Here is an 18,274-nt window from a genome sequence, read left to right as displayed (position 1 = left end):
TCCTTGTTTCTCTTTTGGTTTGGTCGTTCCACGGGACGGCTTCGCCGCCCTGGGAGGACGGCGTTGCCGCCCGGGGCATGGCAGTCAGACGCGATGTCCGGCCGCGATGATCTTCTTCAGGAAAGCTTGCGTACGCTCCTGCTTGGGGTTGCGGAAAATCTCGTCCGGCTTGCCTTCCTCGACGATCTTGCCGCGGTCGAAGAACAGAACCCGGTCGGCGAAATCATGGGCAAAACCCATTTCGTGGGTGACCAGCAGCATGGTCATGTCGGTCTCCGAGCAGAGCCGCCACAACACGTTCAGCACCTCCTCGACCAGTTCCGGATCGAGCGCCGATGTCACCTCGTCGAACAGCATGATCCTGGGCTGCAGCGCCAAGGCGCGAGCGATGGCAACGCGCTGCTTCTGGCCGCCGGAAAGCTGCGCCGGCATCGCTTTCGCCTTGTCGGCCATGCCGACCATGTCGAGCAGTTCCATCGCCCGCTTTTCGGCGGCGGCGCGCGGCATGCCCTTGGTCAGGATCGGCGCCAGCGTGACGTTGTCGATGACGCTCTTGTGCGGAAACAGGTTGAACAGCTGGAAGACCATGCCGATCTTCTGGCGCATTCTTGCCAGATGCCGTTCGTCGGCGGGCAGCAACTGGCCGTTGCGCTCCATGTGGTAAAGCTGCTCGCCGTCGATCTGGATGTGGCCGCTGTCGATCCTCTCCAGCGTCATCAGGATGCGCAGGATCGTCGTCTTGCCGGAGCCGGATGGGCCGATCAGCGCCAGCTTCTCGCGCGGCATGACCTGCATCGACAGTCCGTCCAGCACCTTGAAGGTGCCGAAGCTTTTCGAAATGGCGTCGATCTTGATGATGGGCGCGGACAAAGAATTTCCCCGTGCTGGAGAAGCTGTGCCTTAACGATGCGGAACGCGCCAAATCATGTCAATCAGGAAAATAAACTCATGACAATGTTTCTGACTCCGCAGAATTTCGCGGCAATGCTTGCCTAGATCGCCAGCAGCAGATGCTCCGGGTCGCCGAGCAGAAGTTTAGTGACAACACTGAGGCCGGCGCGCAGTTCCCCCTCGGTGGTCGAGCCCAGCGAGATGCGCACTGCCGGCTGCCAGGGCGCCGCCGAAATGCGAAACGATGTGCCTGGTGCGATCGCCACGCCCTGCAGGCGGGCCTGTGAGACGAAGCCCTCCTCGGCGCGGTCGCCGGGCAGTTCTAGCCACAGATGCAGCCCGTCACGATGGACGCGGTAGTCGACCCCGGCAAGCACCTGGGCGGCAATCTCCTGCCGCCGCCGCAGCGCCGACCGTTGCCAGCGGACGAGTTCCATCGCCGTGCCGTCGGTCACCCATTTTGTCGCGATCTCCGCCACCATCGGCGTCGCCATCCAGTTGGAGACGAGATGCCGGTTGGCGACGGCAGCGACATAGCGGTCGGGCGCCGCGAGATAACCGATGCGCAGGCCTGGCAGCACGATCTTGGTGAAGGAGGTGACGTAGAGCGTGCGCTCGGGCGCGAAGGCGGCGACCGGCGGCGGACGGCCCTCGACGAGCGGCCCGAGCACGTCGTTCTCGATGATGGCGATGTCGTGCCTGCGCGCCACCGCAGCGATCTGCTCGCGCCGCGCGGCATTCATCAATGTTGCAGTCGGATTGATCACCGAGGGCTGCACGAACACGGCGCGGATGTCGGAAACCCGGCACGCCTCGTCGAGCGCCTCCGGGATCAGGCCGTTGTCGTCGATCGGCAGACCCTCGAGGTTGAAGCCGAGATAGCGCGCCAGCGGGATCAGCGTGTGATGGCCGATCGCCTCGGTGGCGACGGTCGAACCCGGCGGCGCCACGCTCATCAGCGCCACCGTCATGCCGGCCGTGGCGCCGTTGGTCAGGCTGACATTCTGCGCCGACACGTCGAAACCGCACAGCCGCAGCCATTCGACCGCCACTGCACGGTGGCGCGGAAACACCATGTTCGGCCGGAACGACAGCGCCGAGGTCGACGGCAGGTTCTCGGCGAGCCAGCCCAGCGCCTGCTTCAGCCGCTCCAGATGCATCGGCTCGCAGACCGGCTTCAGGATCGACAGGTCGATGACCTCGCCAAGGCGCTCCGGCAGATAGGGCGGCTCCGGCTCGCGGCGCTGCGTCTGCACGAAGCTGCCGCGGCCGATCTCGCCGGAGACCAGGCCCCGGCGGATCAGTTCCTCATAGGCGCGGCTGACTGTCTGCACCGAAAGCTTCAAATCGTCGGCCAGCCGGCGATGCGTCGGCAGCCGCGCGCCGTTGGCCAGCCGTCCGTCATGAATGGCGCGCGCGAACTGGTCGGCGAGCGATTGATAGGCCGGCCGCCGGATAAGCGCGGGATCTGGACGCCACAATGTCATGACATATTAGAGATCGAAATCAGTGCAATTGACAATCGAAATAATGCGCCGTCATGGTGTCGCGGAAAAAAGTGGACGCTCATGGCCGCATTGAAACTGGATCAGATCGACCTGAAAATCCTCGACGCGGTTCAGCGCGACGGGCGCATCACCAAGCTGGCGCTCGCCGACAAGGTCGGCCTGTCGCCGACGCCGTGCTGGATGCGGTTGCGCAAGCTGGAAAAGGCCGGCATCGTCTCCGGCTATCACGCCAGGGTTGCAATGCGCGCCGTCGCGCCGGTCGCCACCGTCCTGATGGAGGTGACGCTGGCCAGCCACCGCCAGGCCGATTTCGACCGTTTCGAGCGCGTCATCCGCGACGTCCGCGAAATCGTCGCCTGCTGGTCGGTGGGCGGCGGCGTCGACTATCTGCTGAAAGTGATGGCGCGCGACATCGACGCCTATCAGCGGCTGGTCGACGCCCTGCTCGAACGCGAGATCGGCATCGACCGTTATTTCACCTACATCGTTACCAAGACGGTGAAGGAGGAGGTCGCCTTGCCGGTTGCCGATCTGTTGCCGGCACAGTCGTGAGGTCTGGCAAATCGCAAAGAGCCCCCTCATCCGGCCGCTTCGCGGCCACCTTCTCCCCGGCGGGGAGAAGAGAAAGGTGCCAGCGCTGCGATCTCCTCTCCCCTCGGGGGAGAGGTCGGATTGCCCCGAATTGCCCTTTGCAATTCGGTTGGCAATCCGGGTGAGGGGGCAGTTCCTCGATGAGATAGCCCAGCCTATAAGCTGAACAGATTGTCTGCCCGAGCAGCCCAATAGAGACAATCTCTCTACGCGTGCGCTCCGAAACAGCCTCTCTGTCTGCGCCGCGCGCATAGTCTCTCCGCATCACTCCGAAACCGGGAGACCTCGAACATGTCCGCGCATTTTGCCCGCCCACAACGCCACGAAGCGCTTGACCGGCTCGCCGACCGGCGGCTGCTGCGCCAACTCGCCTATGTCGACGGCCACTGGACGGCGAGTGAAGCCGCCGAGAGTTTTGGGGTGACCGACCCTGCTACAGGCGCCACAGTTGCCTGGGTTGCCGCGCTCGATGCCAGGCAGACGAGCAAGGCGATCGACGCGGCGTCGCGCGCCTTTCCCGCCTGGCGCGCGGCTCTCCCACAGGAGCGCGCAAGAATCCTGCGAAAATGGTTCGATCTGATCATCGCCGCCAAGGACGATCTGGCGCTGTTGATGACGCTCGAACAGGGCAAGCCTCTTAGGGAAGCGCTTGGCGAGATCGACTACGCCGCCTCCTTCGTCGAGTGGTATGCCGAAGAGGCAAAGCGCCTCAACGCCGAAAGCGTCACCAGCCATTTGCCAAACGCCGAGATGATGGTGCGGCGCGAACCGCTCGGCGTCGTCGGCGTCGTCACGCCATGGAATTTTCCTGCGGCCATGCTGACCCGCAAGGCGGCGGCCGCGCTTGCCGCCGGCTGCACCATCGTCGCGCATCCTTCCTCGGAAACGCCGCTGTCGGCACTGGCGCTGGCCGAGCTCGGCGAACGCGCCGGCCTGCCGGCTGGCGTCTTCAACGTTCTCACCGGCAAGGCCTCGACCATCGTTGGGCGGATGTGCGAAGATCCGCGCGTCCGCGCCATGAGCTTCACCGGCTCGACCGAGATCGGCAGGCTTATCGCCGCGCAAAGTGCGCCGACGATGAAGCGGCTGGTCATGGAGCTCGGCGGCCACGCGCCGCTGATCGTCTTTGCCGACGCCGATCTCGACAATGCGGTGACGACAGCCGTCGACGCCAAATTCGCCACTTCCGGCCAGGATTGCCTTGCCGCCAACCGCATCTATGTCCAGCGCCCGATTTATGATCGTTTCTGCGCCGCCTTCGCCAGGCGCATCGAGGCACTGCGGACCGGCAATGGCCTGGCCGATGACATCGACATCGGGCCGTTGATGCACGAGCGCGGCGTCAAGAAGGTCGAGGAGCAGGTCGCCGATGCGCTCGCCCATGGCGCGCGCTGCCTAACCGGCGGCGGCAGACATCCGGCCGGACCGCTGTTCTACCGGCCGACCCTGCTCGCCGATGTCACCGACGATGCGCTGATCATGCGCGAGGAAACTTTTGGTCCGGTCGCCGCGGTGACGCCCTTCGACAGCGAGGACGAGGTCATTGCCCGCGCCAACGCCACCGAATACGGGCTCGTCGCCTATGTCGTCACCGAGAACGGCGGCCGCCAATTGCGCATGGGCCGTGCACTCGACTACGGTATGGTAGCCATCAACCGCGTCAAGATCACCGGCGCGCCGATCCCGTTCGGCGGCGTCAAGCAGTCCGGCATCGGTCGCGAGGGCTCGCGCCACGGGCTCGAAGCCTTTACCGATCTTAAATATCTCTGCCTGGACGTAGCGTAAGCCGCGCCGGAGACGTTTCCTTAGGAGTCAAAAAAATGCTCGACCAGTCCAACGAACTCGCCGCCTGGGACCGCGATCACTTCTTCCATCCCTCGACCCATATGGGCACGCATGCGCGGGGTGAATCGCCGACCCGCGTGATCGCCGGCGGCGAAGGCGTCACCATCTGGGACAATAACGGGCGCAAGAGTATCGATGCCTTCGCCGGGCTTTATTGCGTCAATGTCGGCTATGGCCGCCAGAAGATATCAGACGCCATCGCCGCCCAGGCCAGGAACCTTGCCTATTACCACGCCTATGTCGGCCACGGCACCGAGGCGTCGATCACGCTTTCCAAGATGATCATCGACCGCGCCCCGCAAGGCATGTCGAGGGTCTATTTCGGTCTCTCCGGCTCCGACGCCAACGAAACCAACATCAAGCTGATCTGGTACTGCAACAACGTGCTCGGCCGTCCCGAGAAGAAGAAGATCATCTCACGCTGGCGCGGCTATCACGGCTCTGGTGTCATGACCGGATCGCTGACCGGGCTCGACCTGTTCCACAACGCCTTCGACCTGCCGCGCGCGCCGATCCTGCACACCGAAGCGCCCTACTATTTCCGCCGCGCCGACCGCTCGATGAGCGAAGAACAGTTTTCCCAGCACTGCGCCGACAAGCTCGAAGAGATGATCCTGGCCGAGGGCCCCGACACGGTCGCCGCCTTCATCGGCGAGCCGATCCTCGGCACCGGCGGCATCGTGCCGCCGCCCGCTCTGTACTGGGAAAAGATCCAGGCGGTTCTGAACAAATATGATGTGCTGCTGGTCGCCGACGAAGTGGTCACCGGCTTCGGCCGGCTGGGCACCATGTTCGGCTCCGACCACTACGGCATCAAACCCGACCTGATCACCATCGCCAAGGGACTGACCTCGGCCTATGCGCCGCTGTCGGGCGTCATCGTCTCGGATAAGGTCTGGCAGGTGCTGGTGCAGGGTTCGGACAAACTCGGCAGCATAGGCCATGGCTGGACCTATTCGGCGCATCCGATCTGCGTTGCCGCCGGTGTCGCCAACCTGGAACTGATCGACGAGATGGACCTGGTGACCAACGCCGGTGAGACCGGCGCCTATTTCCGCGCCGAACTGGCGAAAGCCGTCGGCGGCCACAAGAATGTCGGCGAGGTGCGCGGCGACGGCATGCTGGCGGCAATCGAATTCGTCGCCGACCGGGACGACCGCGTGTTCTTCGATGCCGCGCAAAAAATCGGGCCTCAGGTCGCGACCGCGCTTGCCGAGCTTGGCGTCATCGGCCGCGCCATGCCGCAAGGCGACATCCTCGGCTTTGCGCCGCCGCTATGCCTCACCCGCGAAGAGGCGGACATCGTCGTGTCGAAGACGGCCGATGCGGTGAATGGTGTGTTTGCCAGCATCTAATTATCGACCTTGGTGCCGCCGCTCATCCGCCTGCCGGCACCTTCTCGGTAGAGAAGGGACAAGCTCCAGCGCTGGCGACCCCTCTCCCCGTTGTTCATGGGGAGAGGGTAAGGGTGAGGGGCAGCGCCAACCTGGAAATATCTGGAAGCAACATCAATGACCTCCAAAGCCCTCCCCGCCACCATGGCCGCCGTGCTTCTGACCGGTCACGGCGGGCCGGAAAAGCTTGTCTATCGCACCGATGTGAAAGTGCCCTCGCCCGCCCCGGGCGAGGTTCTGGTCAAGGTCACGGCGTGCGGCATGAACAACACCGATGTCTGGGTGCGCCAAGGCGCCTATGGCACGGAGGAAGATGCTGCCGCCGTGTCGACCTGGCGGCGTCAGGGCAATACGCTGACCTTCCCGCGTATCCAGGGCACCGACACGGTCGGTAACATCGTTGCCGTCGGCGAGGGTGTTTCTTCGGCCCGCATCGGTGAGCGGGTGATGGTCGATTTCTCGATCTACAACCGCGACGATGATTCGCTCGCCGACATCGACTATATGGGCCATGGCCGCGACGGCGGCTATGCCGAGTACCAGACCGTGCCGGCCGAGAATGCCCATGTCGTCGCCACCGACCTGACCGACGTCGAACTCGCCACCTTCTGCTGCGCTTATCTTACCGGCGAACAGATGCTCGAACGCGCCGCATTGAAGGCCGGCGAGCGTGTGCTGGTCACCGGCGCGTCGGGCGGCGTCGGCTCCGGCATCGTGCAGTTGGCGCGGGCGCGCGGCGCCATTCCCTATGCCGTCGTCGGCAAGGGCAAGGAACAGGCGGTGCTCGACATCGGCGCCGAGGCGGTGATCACCCGTGGCGTCGCCGATCTGCCCGCCGCCGTGAATAACGCGACCGGCGGCCAGCCGATCGACGTGGTTGCCGACCTCGTCGGCGGCGGCATCTTCAATGACCTGTTGCGCATCCTTCGGGCCGAAGGCCGCTACACCACCGCCGGCGCGATTGCCGGCCCGGTCGTGCAGCTCGATCTGCGCACCATGTATCTCAAGCAATTGCAGCTGCACGGCTCCAGCCAGGGCACGCGACACGACTTCCGCCGTATCGTCCGCTACATCGAGGAGAAGAAAATCCGGCCGCTGGTCGGCGGTGTCTACAAGCTCTCCGATTTCCACCGCGCCCAGGCGGATTTCATCGCCAAGGATTTTGTCGGCAAACTGGTGGTCGTTCCGGATGCCGTTGCGGACCTCGCTGCAACGCGTTGACAATCAAGGCTAACAAGGCATGGCGTCGCCAGCGAAGCTGCCAATCTCCCCCCTTGCGGGGGAGATGCCCGGCAGGGCAGAGGGGGGTGCTGTCCCGGGGTGCTGTCCCTCCGACCTGTCAATCGATCGCAGCCACGCCCAAGCTGATTCGGGTTGGCAAGGCTGAAGTCGAAGTTGCGATCCTTCCCACCCCCCTCTGTCCTGCCGGACATCTCCCCCGCAAGGGGGGAGATTGGACGTCGCTACGACCTTCGCCAATCACCAACGCCCATTCAGCCTCTGCCTTCGGACGACCTATTCAGATCTATGATCCGACCTGCTTGACCGCGGCTTCAAGCGATCTTTCAAACGCGTCGATCACCTGATCGACCTGGGGCTCGGTGATGATCAGCGGCGGGCAGAAGGCCAGTGCATCGCCCATGTTGCGCGAGATGACGCCGTTCTGCTGCATGAAACCGTTGACGAGCCCGCCCAGCGCGCCGGACGTCTCCCACGGCGTCTTGTTCGCCTTGTCGCCGACCAGTTCGACCGCCGCGATCAGGCCGACGCCGCGCACCTCGCCGACAAGCGGGTGCGAAGCGAGCTTGCGCAACCGCTTCTGCATATGCGCGCCGACCGTGCGCGCATTGCCGACGAGATCGCGATCCTCGATCAGCTTCAGGTTCTCCAGCGCGACCGCCGCCGCAACGGGATGGCCGCCACCGGTGAAGCCGTGGCCGAAGGTGCCGATGCGATTGCTTTCGTCGGCAATCGGCTCGAAAACCTTCTCGTTGATCAGCAAGGCCGAGATCGGCAGGTAGGACGAAGAGATCTGCTTCGACAGCACCATGATGTCGGGCCTGATGCCGAAGGTCTGCGAGCCGAACATTTCGCCGGTTCGGCCAAAGCCGCAGATCACCTCGTCGGCGACGAGCAGGATGTCGTATTTCGACAGCACCGCCTGGATCTTCTCCCAGTAGCCGGCCGGCGGCACGATGACGCCGCCAGCGCCCATGATCGGCTCGCCGAAGAAGGCAGCGATGGTTTCCGGTCCTTCGGCCAGGATCAGCTTTTCCAGATCGTCGGCAAGCCGGCTCGAAAACTCTCCTTCGCTCTCATTTGGCAGCGCCTCGCGCCAGTGATGCGGCGTCGAGGTGTGCAGCACATTGGCGATCGGCAGGTCGAAGGAAGTGTGGTTGTTGGGCAGCCCGGTCAGGCTCGCCGAGGCAATGGTGACGCCGTGATAGCCGCGAATGCGGCTGATGATCTTCTTGCGCGCAGGCTGGCCGAGCGCATTCGACCGGTACCAGATCATCTTCATGGCCGTATCGTTGGCCTCGGAGCCGGAATTGGTGAAGTACGCCTTGCTCATCGGCACCGGCGCCATCTGCACCAGCTTCTCGGCGAGATCGATCAGCGGCGAATGCGATTTGGAACCGAAGTCGTGATAGTAAGGCAACCTGGACATCTGGCGCACCGCAGCGTCGACCAGCCGCTTCTCGGAGAAGCCGACCGCGACACTCCAAAGCCCGGCCATCGCCTCGATATAGCGGTTGCCGGCGAGATCCTCGACATAGATGCCGTCGCCCTTCTCGATGACCAGCGGCCCTGCCTCTTCATGCTTGCGGGCATTGGTGTAGCCGTGCATGTGGTAGCTGATGTCGCGGGCTTCGGGGGAATTCGGTCGAGCGTCCATGATGGCTCCTGTGCTGCATGCCGGGACGTGCGTCCTGCCGCCGTTCGGCGCGCGCATCGGCCTCTGGATTAATGCTGTTTGCTGCATCCGTTTCTTGTAAGGGTGTCAAGCCCTTTCGGAAGGGCCGGCGGATGGGCGAAAGACATGCAGAATTTCAGCTTCGAGGCTGCTGAACGCGGGAACCTGCGCCAAGCCGGCTGTGCGCATGGCCAAGACTTGATCCCCGAACGGCTCACCAGCAGGCACAACAACAAGGCTGAGGTGGCCTGATCGTGGACCATGTCGACTGCATCGTCGCCGGCGCCGGCGTCATTGGCCTCGCGATCGCGCGAGAGATGGCGCAGCGCGGCATGGACACCCTGATCCTCGAGGCCGAGAACGCCATCGGCACCGGGACGAGTTCGCGTAATTCCGAGGTCATCCATGCCGGCATCTACTATCCGGCCGGATCGCTGAAGGCCCGGCTCTGCGTGGCAGGCCGCGAAAGGCTCTACCGTTATTGCCAGGAGCGGGCGGTGCCGCATGCGCGCTGCGGCAAGCTCATCGTCGCCACGGATGCCGAACAGGAGCCGATGCTCATTTCGATCCTGACCAACGCCGCTGCTTGCGGCGCGGGCGATTTGACGCCCTTGACCGCAGCAGAGGCGCGCAGGCTGGAGCCCAAGCTGCGCTGCACGGCCGCGCTTTTGTCTCCCGCCACCGGCATCATCGACAGCCACGCGCTGATGCTTGCGCTGCTGGGCGACGCCGAGGAGCACGGGGCGGCGCTCAGCCTCAACACCCGCATCGCCTCGGGCCGCATTGAAAATGGACGCATCGTGCTCGACACGATCGACAGCACCAGCGGCGAGCGCTTTGAAATCGCCACCGCGCGCTTCGTCAACGCCGCCGGGCTTGGCGCCACGGCACTTGCCGGCTCGCTTGACGGGTTCGACCAGCAATTCCTGCCAGAACTTCGCTACGCCAAGGGCAATTATTTTTCGGTCGCCGGCCGGGCGCCGTTCTCGCGGCTGGTCTATCCCGTGCCCGAGCCCGGCGGGCTCGGCGTCCATCTGACGCTCGACCTCGACGGCGTCGCCCGCTTCGGGCCTGACGTCGAATGGACCGATCAACTCGACTATCGCGTCGATCCAATACGTGGCGAGCGCTTCTACGACGAGATCCGCAAATACTGGCCGGACCTGGCCGATGGCAGCCTGCGGCCGGCCTATAGCGGCATACGGCCGAAGCTCTCCGGTCCCGGCGAAGCCAATGCCGACTTCGTCATTCAGGACGCGGCGGTGCATGGCGTGGAAGGCCTGGTCAATCTGTTCGGCATCGAGAGCCCTGGCCTGACCTCAAGCCTGGCGATCGCCGACCATGTCGCGCAGCGCCTCGCGCCGAAGGCCAGCTAGTCGAGGGCGACCCGCGCGAGCGCGCCCGCTGCCAAAAGCATAATCCAAACGCCCGTAAGCCATCCGTAAGCCGGGGTCGCAGAACCTCGGTCCGACGATCACCGGGGCCATCGATATGAAGATCCGTTTCGAAGCCATACCGAACCCAAGCTGCCGGTTCGAGATCTGGGACAATGAGACCGGCGAGCCTGTCGTCCATCACGATCGGCTGCTCACCTTCGCCTCGGCGAAATCGGCGGCAAGAATCGCCGACTTCCTCAACGACAGCCACCGGCGCCGCGCCGGCGCCGCCGAATGGCGCGTTGCGGATCGCGATCTCGGCTGGGGAGGATGATCGCCAGGCTGCTCCACCTTGCGATCAGCATGGCGGAGCTTCCGCGGCTCGTCTTCCAACGAAACTTGGCGCAGGATCGAACGCTTTGCTACCGAGCGTCGGAGGAGTTTCGCCATGACCGATGAAGCAAGCCGCGAGCCGGCGCGTGATCCCCAGGATCTGGAGCGCCTGCTGATCTCCCGGCAGTGGGTGGGAGACATCGACGGCATGGCCGCGCTTTCTGAGCCGCATGCCGTCGTCGACAGCGGTGACGGGCCACTGACGCGTGGCCGCGAAGCGATCCGGGCACTCTTCGCCGACATCACCGCAACGGGCCAAAAATTTGCCGCCGGAAATCAGGCCCCGGCCGTTGTCAGCGGAGATCTGGCACTGACGTCAACCCGTCTTCCCGATGGCACCGTAACCACCGAGGTCGCCCGCCGCCAGGGCGACGGGACATGGCTGTGGGTCATCGATCGATTCTCCGTTGCGCAGCGTCGGCCCGGGTGACCCCGGAAATCGATTTTCGCTGGGAATCATGCCCAAACCAAGTGCTCGCGCCTCCGGGCGTGCGGCCCTGTAGCGCAAAGGGGTGATCCCAGTACGGTTGTGGGTTCGAAGTTCCTGAACGCCGATGCCGTCGATCGAGCAGGAACTTCAAATCTGTTTATGATGCATCAATGCGCCGTCTGCGAATGGTCGCCGCCCGGCTGCGAGATGCCGCCCAGCGCTTCGCCGGCCCATGCGGGTTCGCCATTCGTGGCGAGGTCGCCGAGCGAGACAATGCCAACCAGCCGCCGGTCGCGGCTGATCACCGGCATTCGCCGCACTTTGAGTTCGCGCATATTCTGAAGAACATCGCCGACTTCCTGGTCGTCATAGCAGCACTGTACCTCCGCGCTCATCACATCCCTGATCTTGGTGTCGGGACCTCTGCCCTCCGCGATGCCACGGACGGCAATGTCGCGGTCCGTGATCATGCCGACCAGCCGCTCATTCTCACCCACGGGCAGAACACCGGCGTCAAGATCGGCCATGACTCGTGCGGCATCCCGCAATGACTGGTCCGGACTGGCGACCTGAACTTTCCGTGTCATGCACTCGCTGATTCTCATGGCTTTCTCCTCGAGCTGCAGCGCCCCGCCGATCCTGTGATGAAGGTGTGATCAGGGGAGAATGAACGCCTGTCGGAATCGTTCCATCGTTCGACCGCTCGCGCCAGGATAGGCTCCACCATGGCCATATCCGTGACGGACGGGAACCATAATCCGGGACAATGGTTGTGTGGTCACCAGGTGATCCTCCTCGAGCCAAACGAAAAACGGAAGGAACGATCATGCGCATGTTGACGACAATTGCCGCCCTCTCGGGATTGGCCCTGGCGCAGCCGATTCACGCGCAATCCACCGACCCGCAGCTTCCCCAGATCGCACCTCCGGCTCCGGAAGCCCTGCCCGATCCAAGCTTGCCCAACCAAACGCCTGACCAGGCCCTGCCTGATCAAGCCCTGCCTGATCAAGGTTTCACCGACCAGAATTTTACTGGCATTGCCATTGTCGCCCTCGAGGATTTGCCGCCGGAACTCAAGACGCAAGCCGAGGCCGTGATCACCCAGACCAGCGTTGAAGATCTGCTTACCCTGCAGAGCTCGATCGATGCCTCGCCACAGGCGGCATCGGTGCTGGCGGCGAACGGGCTGGACTCCTCGCAGGTTGTTGCCGCCAACATCGACGGCGACGGCATGCTGACTCTGATCATCCAGACAACCACGTGATTGGCGGGCACGTGATTGGCGGGCACCTGATCGGTGGTCCGGGCGTGGCGGGCCGGAGCACTCGGCTTCAGCCCTGAAAACCCGGTACAGCGGAGCAGCGTCATGGTCGAAGCCGCAGTTCGCAACTTCACCCTCAACTTCGGACCGCAGCATCCCTCTGCTCACGGCGTGCTGCGGCTGGTGCTGGAACTGGACGGCGAGGTCGTCGATCGCGCCGATCCCCATATCGGGCTGCTCCACCGCGGCACCGAAAAACTGATCGAATACAAGAACTATCTGCAGGCCCTGCCCTATTTCGACCGGCTCGACTATGTCGCGCCGATGAACCAGGAGCATGCGTTCTGCCTCGCCGCCGAGAAGTTGTTGGAAATCTCGGTCCCGAAGCGCGGACAGCTCATCCGTGTTCTGTTTTGCGAAATCGGCCGGCTCTTGTCGCATCTCCTCAACGTCACGACACAGGCCATGGATATCGGCGCGCTGACGCCGCCGCTCTGGGGTTTTGCCGAGCGCGAGAAGCTGATGGTTTTTTACGAGCGCGCCTCCGGCGCCCGCATGCATGCGAATTATTTCAGGGTCGGCGGCGTGCACCAGGACCTGCCTGAGAAGCTGCTGGACGACATCTGGGCTTTCTGCGATCCGTTCCTCAAGGTCTGCGGCAACCTCGACGAGCTGCTCACCGAAAACCGTATCTTCAAGCAGCGCAACGTAGATGTCGGCGTGATCGGCCTCGACGACGCCTGGGCCTGGGGCTTCTCCGGCCCCATGGTGCGCGGGTCGGGCGCTCCGTGGGATTTGCGCAAGGCACAGCCCTATGAATGCTACCCGGAGATGGATTTCGACATTCCCATCGGCAAGAACGGCGACTGCTACGACCGCTATCTCGTCCGCATGGAGGAAATGCGCCAGTCGGTGCGGATCATGAGGCAATGCCTGGAGAAATTGCGATCGCCCGAGGGCCAAGGTCCGGTGGCGATTCCAAACCACAAGATCACGCCGCCGCCGCGGGCGACGATGAAACGCTCGATGGAAGCGACGATCCACCATTTCAAACTCTACACGGAGGGTGTTCGCGTGCCCGCTGGAGAGGTCTACGCCGCCGTGGAGGCGCCGAAGGGCGAGTTCGGCGTCTACCTGGTTTCGAACGGCGGCAATACTCCCTATCGATGCAAGATCCGGGCGCCGTCCTTTGCCCATCTGCAGGCGATGGATTTTCTGTCGCGCGGGCACATGATCGCCGATGTCGCTGCGATCATCGGATCGCTCGATATCGTGTTCGGCGAGATCGATCGCTGACGAGGCGCGGGGTGTTTCAGATTTCGAGCAGGGCGTAGGGACGGCCGGTCGGCTTCGCCACGTGCATGGCGACGTTGTAGACCGGGGCACCGCCGGGCGTGCGACCTTCATAGATGCCGCGATGCGCGTGGCCATGCACCACGGCGCTGACCTTGAACCGATCGATCGTCTCCGCCAGCCGCGACGAGCCCAGGAACGGAAAAATCTCCAATGGCTCGCCGGCGACTGTCTCGACCACCGGAGCGTAGTGCAGGACGACGAGCGTGCGCTCGGTGCGGACCTGGCGCATTGCGTTTTCGAGCCGCATCGACTCGCTGACGCTTTCGGCGACCATCGCCTTGATCGCCGGCTCGCCGAAGGAACCGAGCATGCGCGATCCAAATCCGCCAATGAACCCCTTCACGCCGACAAAGCCGACGTCCTTGATTTCCGTGGTCTGGCCGTCAAGAAGATGGACGCCCGCCTGCCGAAGGATGTGGGCGACGTCCTCGACCGCGCCGGATTCATAGTCATGGTTGCCGAGCACGGCGACGACCGGGATTGCGCAGGCGCGCAAATCCTCCGCAAGGATTTCGGCCTCACGCGGCTTGCCGAGATTGGTGAGGTCGCCAGTGAGCACGAGGACGTCCGCTTCGCGCGAGACCTCGCCGAAGAGATCACGGCAGGAGGCCTGCGCGTCTTCCCGCACATGCAGGTCGCCGACAGCCGCAATCCTCACGGTGCCGCCGTTCCCAACCCTTGCCGTAGCAGCCTTGTTCCTCTCAGCCATCGCGAAATTCTCCTGTTCCGCCGACGCCGGCAAAGCCCCATTCCTTGACGTCGATCTCGTAGTCGGTCGGCGAAAGCAGGCGCCCGCGGCAGATCTTCATTCGGGGCGTAGGCAACTCCCTCTGCTTGGCGAGCCGGTCAAGCAATTCGTCGAGCAGCCAGGCGGGAACGTGATCGCGCTCGCTCGGATAGATCCATCGAAAATTCAGAAGCTGCATCAACAGCACCTCCCAGTGAACTTCGAGGTAGGAAAGCAGCCGGCGCCAGTCGATCTGATCCTGCGCCTTGAGGATGGTGTGAGCGATGTCGGCGCCGTCGTGGCGGCCCCTGTCCTGGATGAAGCATTTGGACCAGATAAGCTCGGTCGGACCGACGATCCGCACCTGACTGCCCAGCAACTCGATCTGCCGAGCATGCTCCAGCCACTCGTCGCCGACCGGCATGGTGCCGTTCGCGGATGCGAATATGACGTCAAAAAAATGTGTGCTCTTGAAGACCTTGCCAAGCCACCGGTCGTCCACGATCTCGACCGCAAAACCGGCCTGCTTGAAATGGGCGAGGATGCGGGCAAAGTCGCCGGCCTTGCAGAAAATGTCGAGGTCTTTGGTCTGGCGCGTGACGCCCGTATAGGCGCTCACCGCGTAGGTGCCGGCGACAAGAAAGGGAATGTCCGTCGCGGCGAGTTCGCGGATCGCCTCTGTATAAAAGACCTCGGCCTCGGCGTGTTGAAGCGTCGGCGCCGCTTTCGGGTCGATCGTCGGAACGGATGCCGGGATGGCGCCTCCCGTTGGAGAATCGTTGGTCATGAAATCGTGGCTCCGAGGCCCAGCAACCTGCAGCTGTCCGTCTTTTAAACAAAGCCGCCGCCGCATGGTTCCGTTGCCGAGATCATGCGTAAATGTGATGGCGGAGCCTTTTTCGCCGCTGGTGAGTTGAAGGTGTGAACAAACCAACTCCACGGAGGTGACCATGGAGAACGGGCGCAAGGCGGTACGCGTCAGACTGAGGGGAAGGGTGCAAGGCGTCTCGTTTCGCGTGTGGACGCGAACCGAGGCCGAGAGGCTCGGTCTGTCCGGGTGGGTTCGCAATGAGGAGGATGGATCCGTAACCGCACTGATCGTCGGAGCCGACGGCGCGGTTTCGACCATGTTGGACCGGTTGTGGAAAGGGCCGACCGGAGCGTCGGTCTCCAGCGTGACATCCCAGGACGTCGATGCCGGCCAGCAGCCGAACGGATTCAGGATCATCGGCTAGAAGTGTGTACAGCGCGCCCGCCGACTGAAATCCGCGCATCCCTGTGGTATCGAGCCTATGGTTCGAGCTTCGCCGATGGCGGATCGCCGCCGAAACGGCCTATCCGCTCATCAACCACCACTGATGCGAGGCGTGGAAATCACTTCGCCGCCCCCTCACCCGAACATGCCGGCCCTGGTATAAATTGCCGGCGGCGTGAATGCCCGTAGCGTCAGTGCATGAATATTCCTCGCAGCCAGGCGAAGAAACCAAACCTCTCGGACATTGCCGCGCGGACGCGAGAGGCAGCCCATCGCGCTCGTATCGAGGCGCCGACATGGCAATGGCAGACGATTTCGTGCAGCTGCCAGTCGGTCAGCTCGAAGAAGCGCTTGGCTTCACCGTAGGTGTCATCTCTCAAGCCTTGCGCGCGAAAGATCGGGTCCTCGAAGGCAACCGTGAGAGGCGAGTCGTTGTAACGCATTTTCTCGCGTATCTCAGGGGACTTGTATTCGGTGCCCGTCAACGCTTCGAGACGTCGATCGGGATTTTTCTCCAGCAGTTTCGCCCAACGTTCGAGACGCTGGCTTCGAGTCGATACGAGGTCTGTTGCTTCAGCGTGAACGTCGGCAACGGTATGCAGTTGGTCAAGTGTTTGGTGCTTCACGGCCGCCTCCTATTCAGCAGGTGAGTTCGTCCCACCCTGAAATGGAAATTATGGCGCTCCACGACGCCGGCAAGGCCCTCATGGGCGAACCATTCGATCACTTTTCTGACGGCCCCGTCCGGCCACGAATGCTGATGCCTGCGTGGATCATCGGAGCTCGCGTCGGAACCATAGGCATGCGTGGTCGTTCTGCGTGCGTCAGCCCGAGCGAAAACCGATCGGAACGGGTGGCTTCAAAAATCCCAGCCGACGTCGGCGACCCGCCAGGCAGAGTGCGAGCGGAAGGAAATCACACCATGGCCATTCTTCCCACTCCCGAACCAACACCCACTCCCGCGCCCACACCGCCGCCGTTTCCTGAACCGAAGCCGGTGCGTGAGCCGGACCCGGACAGACTTCCCGACGAAGCTCCTGTTCCCAATCCGGATGAAAATGATGCGCCGCTGAAAATCGGTCCCAAAAATCCCGGCATTTGACGGAGCGGAGACGCTCGTTCCAGATCGGCCAGTCCCGCATGGATGCCGGATGGCGTCAGCGCATTGGCTCACTGAGCGGCCAGCATGCGGGCTGCGGTCGCCGTCGTCTCGGTGCTGTCAGTGGCGATCAGGTGCGGAAAATGACGACGGAAATGCTCATCGTCGCGGACATCGCATCAGATCGAGCGCTGCGGCGAAGCGAACTCGGATGCCTGCCTTAGATGCTGGCGCAGCAGCGCCTCGGCCCATTCGATCTCGCCCGCCTCGACGGCATCGAGGATGGCCAGATGTTCCCGGCAGGACTGCTCGATGCGTTCCGCCGGCAGTTCCTCGAAACCCGCCGACTCCTGCAACCGGCGCAGATTGTTCTGCTGGCGCACCGCATCCGCCAGGAACCGGTTGCCGGAACAGGCCGCAAGCCCTTCGTGAAAGGATGCGTTGATCCGGAACCATTCGTCGCCGCCGATCAGCGTCTTGCCCGTCGACACGATCGCCAGGATGCGCTGGTGAGCGCGGCGGACCGGCGCCAGCTGCTGAGGATCCGCATTGAACATGGGCGACCGCAGCGCCGCGCATTCGACGGCCGCCCGGAATTCATAGCTTTCCCGGTAGGCGTCCTCGCCGACCAGTGTGTCGGCAAAACGCCAGCCATGCCCCGGCAGGCGCTGCACCAGCCCTTCGGCGGCAAAGCGGAGCAAAAGCTTGCGCACGACGCCGCGCGACACCTGATAGCGCGGCATCAGTTCCGCCTCGGACACCTCCTGCGGCAGCTGGCCGAGCGCGCGCTCGCGCATCATCCTGCGGTAAAGCTCCTCGAGCGGTGAACTGGGCAGGATATCTTCAGGGTCGAGGTCGGCGACCTCGCGCGCCAATTGCAGCCCCCTCGTCTCGAAGGGACTCAAGATGCCCTGGGCGACCAGCAGCTCCAACGCTGCGCTGATCGGAGAACGCGAGACGCCGAAGGTGCGGGCAAGGTCGGGCACCGAGACGCGGGTTCCAACCGTCCAGCCCGAATCCCTGATCCGCTCCAGGATCCGCCGCGCCAGATCGATCTGCAGCGGACTGGCCGCCTCGCCGCGTGCCGGCCGGTCAATGATCGTTTCATTCATAGGCACTTCCTCAGTGCGTTCGCATTTTCGCATTATAGATATGCGCCACGCAGTTCGAACTGGCAATCTATCGAATTTTCCTGCTTTTCATTCAATCAAAATGCATTAGTATCCGAACTCAA

The 18,274-nt window shown here is 63.4% G+C and carries 20 protein-coding genes; 12 read left to right on the top strand and 8 right to left on the bottom strand.

Translation table 11 applies throughout. The annotated features are described in order from the left end of the window. Nucleotides 1-84 precede the first annotated feature (84 nt). Nucleotides 85-870 (bottom strand): ectoine/hydroxyectoine ABC transporter ATP-binding protein EhuA, encoded by a 786-nt coding sequence (gene ehuA, locus AC0L2R_RS17330; RefSeq protein WP_023797847.1) that lies wholly within the window; start codon nt 868-870, stop codon nt 85-87. 122 nt (nt 871-992) lie between these two features. Continuing rightward, the gene (gene ehuR / locus AC0L2R_RS17325; protein WP_473510425.1) at nt 993-2,378 is read right to left on the bottom strand and encodes a MocR-like ectoine utilization transcription factor EhuR; all 1,386 of its coding nucleotides are present in this window, start codon (nt 2,376-2,378) and stop codon (nt 993-995) included. Between the two features lie 90 nt (nt 2,379-2,468). Here ehuR and AC0L2R_RS17320 point away from each other — a divergent pair, with 90 nt between their 5' ends. The 4 genes from AC0L2R_RS17320 to AC0L2R_RS17305 all read left to right on the top strand — a co-directional run bounded on the left by AC0L2R_RS17320 (nt 2,469) and on the right by AC0L2R_RS17305 (nt 7,450). Further along, entirely contained in the window at nt 2,469-2,951 is a 483-nt protein-coding gene (locus AC0L2R_RS17320) for an Lrp/AsnC family transcriptional regulator (protein ID WP_473510676.1), read from the top strand. Nucleotides 2,952-3,281: 330 nt separating this feature from the next. Next, nucleotides 3,282-4,775: an NAD-dependent succinate-semialdehyde dehydrogenase gene (locus AC0L2R_RS17315; protein WP_473510423.1), complete on the top strand. Its 1,494-nt coding sequence runs from the start codon at nt 3,282-3,284 to the stop codon at nt 4,773-4,775. 35 nt (nt 4,776-4,810) lie between these two features. Further along, the gene (locus AC0L2R_RS17310) at nt 4,811-6,190 is read left to right on the top strand and encodes an aminotransferase (RefSeq protein ID WP_473510422.1); all 1,380 of its coding nucleotides are present in this window, start codon (nt 4,811-4,813) and stop codon (nt 6,188-6,190) included. A 156-nt stretch (nt 6,191-6,346) separates the two neighbouring features. Then, nucleotides 6,347-7,450 carry an alcohol dehydrogenase family protein gene (locus tag AC0L2R_RS17305; RefSeq protein WP_473510420.1) on the top strand — a complete coding sequence of 368 codons (1,104 nt, stop codon included), beginning with the start codon at nt 6,347-6,349 and terminating at the stop codon, nt 7,448-7,450. 304 nt (nt 7,451-7,754) lie between these two features. On the opposite strand, the gene AC0L2R_RS17300 is transcribed toward AC0L2R_RS17305, so the two are convergent. Next, the gene (locus tag AC0L2R_RS17300; RefSeq protein ID WP_473510419.1) at nt 7,755-9,125 is read right to left on the bottom strand and encodes an aspartate aminotransferase family protein; all 1,371 of its coding nucleotides are present in this window, start codon (nt 9,123-9,125) and stop codon (nt 7,755-7,757) included. 144 nt (nt 9,126-9,269) lie between these two features. Here AC0L2R_RS17300 and AC0L2R_RS17295 point away from each other — a divergent pair, with 144 nt between their 5' ends. The 4 genes from AC0L2R_RS17295 to AC0L2R_RS17280 all read left to right on the top strand — a co-directional run bounded on the left by AC0L2R_RS17295 (nt 9,270) and on the right by AC0L2R_RS17280 (nt 11,342). Next, nucleotides 9,270-9,395, top strand: a complete 126-nt coding sequence (locus AC0L2R_RS17295) for a hypothetical protein (RefSeq protein WP_023797838.1) — start codon at nt 9,270-9,272, stop codon at nt 9,393-9,395. A gap of 2 nt (nt 9,396-9,397) precedes the next feature. Then, nucleotides 9,398-10,519, top strand: a complete 1,122-nt coding sequence (locus AC0L2R_RS17290) for an NAD(P)/FAD-dependent oxidoreductase (protein WP_473510418.1) — start codon at nt 9,398-9,400, stop codon at nt 10,517-10,519. 115 nt (nt 10,520-10,634) lie between these two features. After that, a complete protein-coding gene (locus AC0L2R_RS17285) occupies nt 10,635-10,853 on the top strand; it encodes a hypothetical protein (protein WP_473510416.1) in 219 nt (72 codons plus the stop codon). Nucleotides 10,854-10,967: 114 nt separating this feature from the next. Continuing rightward, nucleotides 10,968-11,342, top strand: coding sequence for a YybH family protein (locus AC0L2R_RS17280; protein WP_473510415.1), 375 nt, complete (start codon nt 10,968-10,970; stop codon nt 11,340-11,342). A 167-nt stretch (nt 11,343-11,509) separates the two neighbouring features. Here the strand turns inward: AC0L2R_RS17280 and AC0L2R_RS17275 are convergent, their stop codons facing one another. Continuing rightward, the gene (locus tag AC0L2R_RS17275; RefSeq protein WP_287219515.1) at nt 11,510-11,947 is read right to left on the bottom strand and encodes a CBS domain-containing protein; all 438 of its coding nucleotides are present in this window, start codon (nt 11,945-11,947) and stop codon (nt 11,510-11,512) included. 221 nt (nt 11,948-12,168) lie between these two features. Between AC0L2R_RS17275 and AC0L2R_RS17270 the strand changes: the two genes are divergently transcribed. Both AC0L2R_RS17270 and AC0L2R_RS17265 read left to right on the top strand, forming a co-directional pair. Beyond that, entirely contained in the window at nt 12,169-12,606 is a 438-nt protein-coding gene (locus AC0L2R_RS17270) for a hypothetical protein (protein ID WP_027151427.1), read from the top strand. A 102-nt stretch (nt 12,607-12,708) separates the two neighbouring features. Continuing rightward, nucleotides 12,709-13,899, top strand: coding sequence for an NADH-quinone oxidoreductase subunit D (locus AC0L2R_RS17265; RefSeq protein WP_473510412.1), 1,191 nt, complete (start codon nt 12,709-12,711; stop codon nt 13,897-13,899). A 16-nt stretch (nt 13,900-13,915) separates the two neighbouring features. Here the strand turns inward: AC0L2R_RS17265 and AC0L2R_RS17260 are convergent, their stop codons facing one another. Both AC0L2R_RS17260 and AC0L2R_RS17255 read right to left on the bottom strand, forming a co-directional pair. Further along, entirely contained in the window at nt 13,916-14,668 is a 753-nt protein-coding gene (locus AC0L2R_RS17260) for a metallophosphoesterase family protein (RefSeq protein ID WP_473510411.1), read from the bottom strand. Further along, nucleotides 14,661-15,473 (bottom strand): nucleotidyltransferase family protein, encoded by an 813-nt coding sequence (locus tag AC0L2R_RS17255; protein WP_473510410.1) that lies wholly within the window; start codon nt 15,471-15,473, stop codon nt 14,661-14,663. Before AC0L2R_RS17255 ends, AC0L2R_RS17260 begins: the two co-directional genes overlap by 8 nt. A gap of 163 nt (nt 15,474-15,636) precedes the next feature. On the opposite strand from AC0L2R_RS17255, the gene AC0L2R_RS17250 reads away from it, so the two are divergent. Then, nucleotides 15,637-15,921 (top strand): acylphosphatase, encoded by a 285-nt coding sequence (locus AC0L2R_RS17250; RefSeq protein ID WP_473510408.1) that lies wholly within the window; start codon nt 15,637-15,639, stop codon nt 15,919-15,921. A 211-nt stretch (nt 15,922-16,132) separates the two neighbouring features. On the opposite strand, the gene AC0L2R_RS17245 is transcribed toward AC0L2R_RS17250, so the two are convergent. Then, nucleotides 16,133-16,567, bottom strand: coding sequence for a hypothetical protein (locus AC0L2R_RS17245; RefSeq protein ID WP_287211789.1), 435 nt, complete (start codon nt 16,565-16,567; stop codon nt 16,133-16,135). 296 nt (nt 16,568-16,863) lie between these two features. Between AC0L2R_RS17245 and AC0L2R_RS17240 the strand changes: the two genes are divergently transcribed. Beyond that, complete coding sequence (locus tag AC0L2R_RS17240) at nt 16,864-17,043, top strand: hypothetical protein (RefSeq protein ID WP_077374092.1); 180 nt, start codon at nt 16,864-16,866, stop codon at nt 17,041-17,043. A 176-nt stretch (nt 17,044-17,219) separates the two neighbouring features. On the opposite strand, the gene AC0L2R_RS17235 is transcribed toward AC0L2R_RS17240, so the two are convergent. Continuing rightward, complete coding sequence (locus AC0L2R_RS17235; RefSeq protein ID WP_473510405.1) at nt 17,220-18,152, bottom strand: GntR family transcriptional regulator; 933 nt, start codon at nt 18,150-18,152, stop codon at nt 17,220-17,222. Between the last annotated feature and the right edge of the window lie 122 nt (nt 18,153-18,274).

Source organism: Mesorhizobium sp. WSM4820, assembly GCF_055811075.1.
The sequence above is the reverse complement of the archived record's forward strand: the minus strand, read 5'-3'. Positions and strand labels throughout refer to the sequence as shown.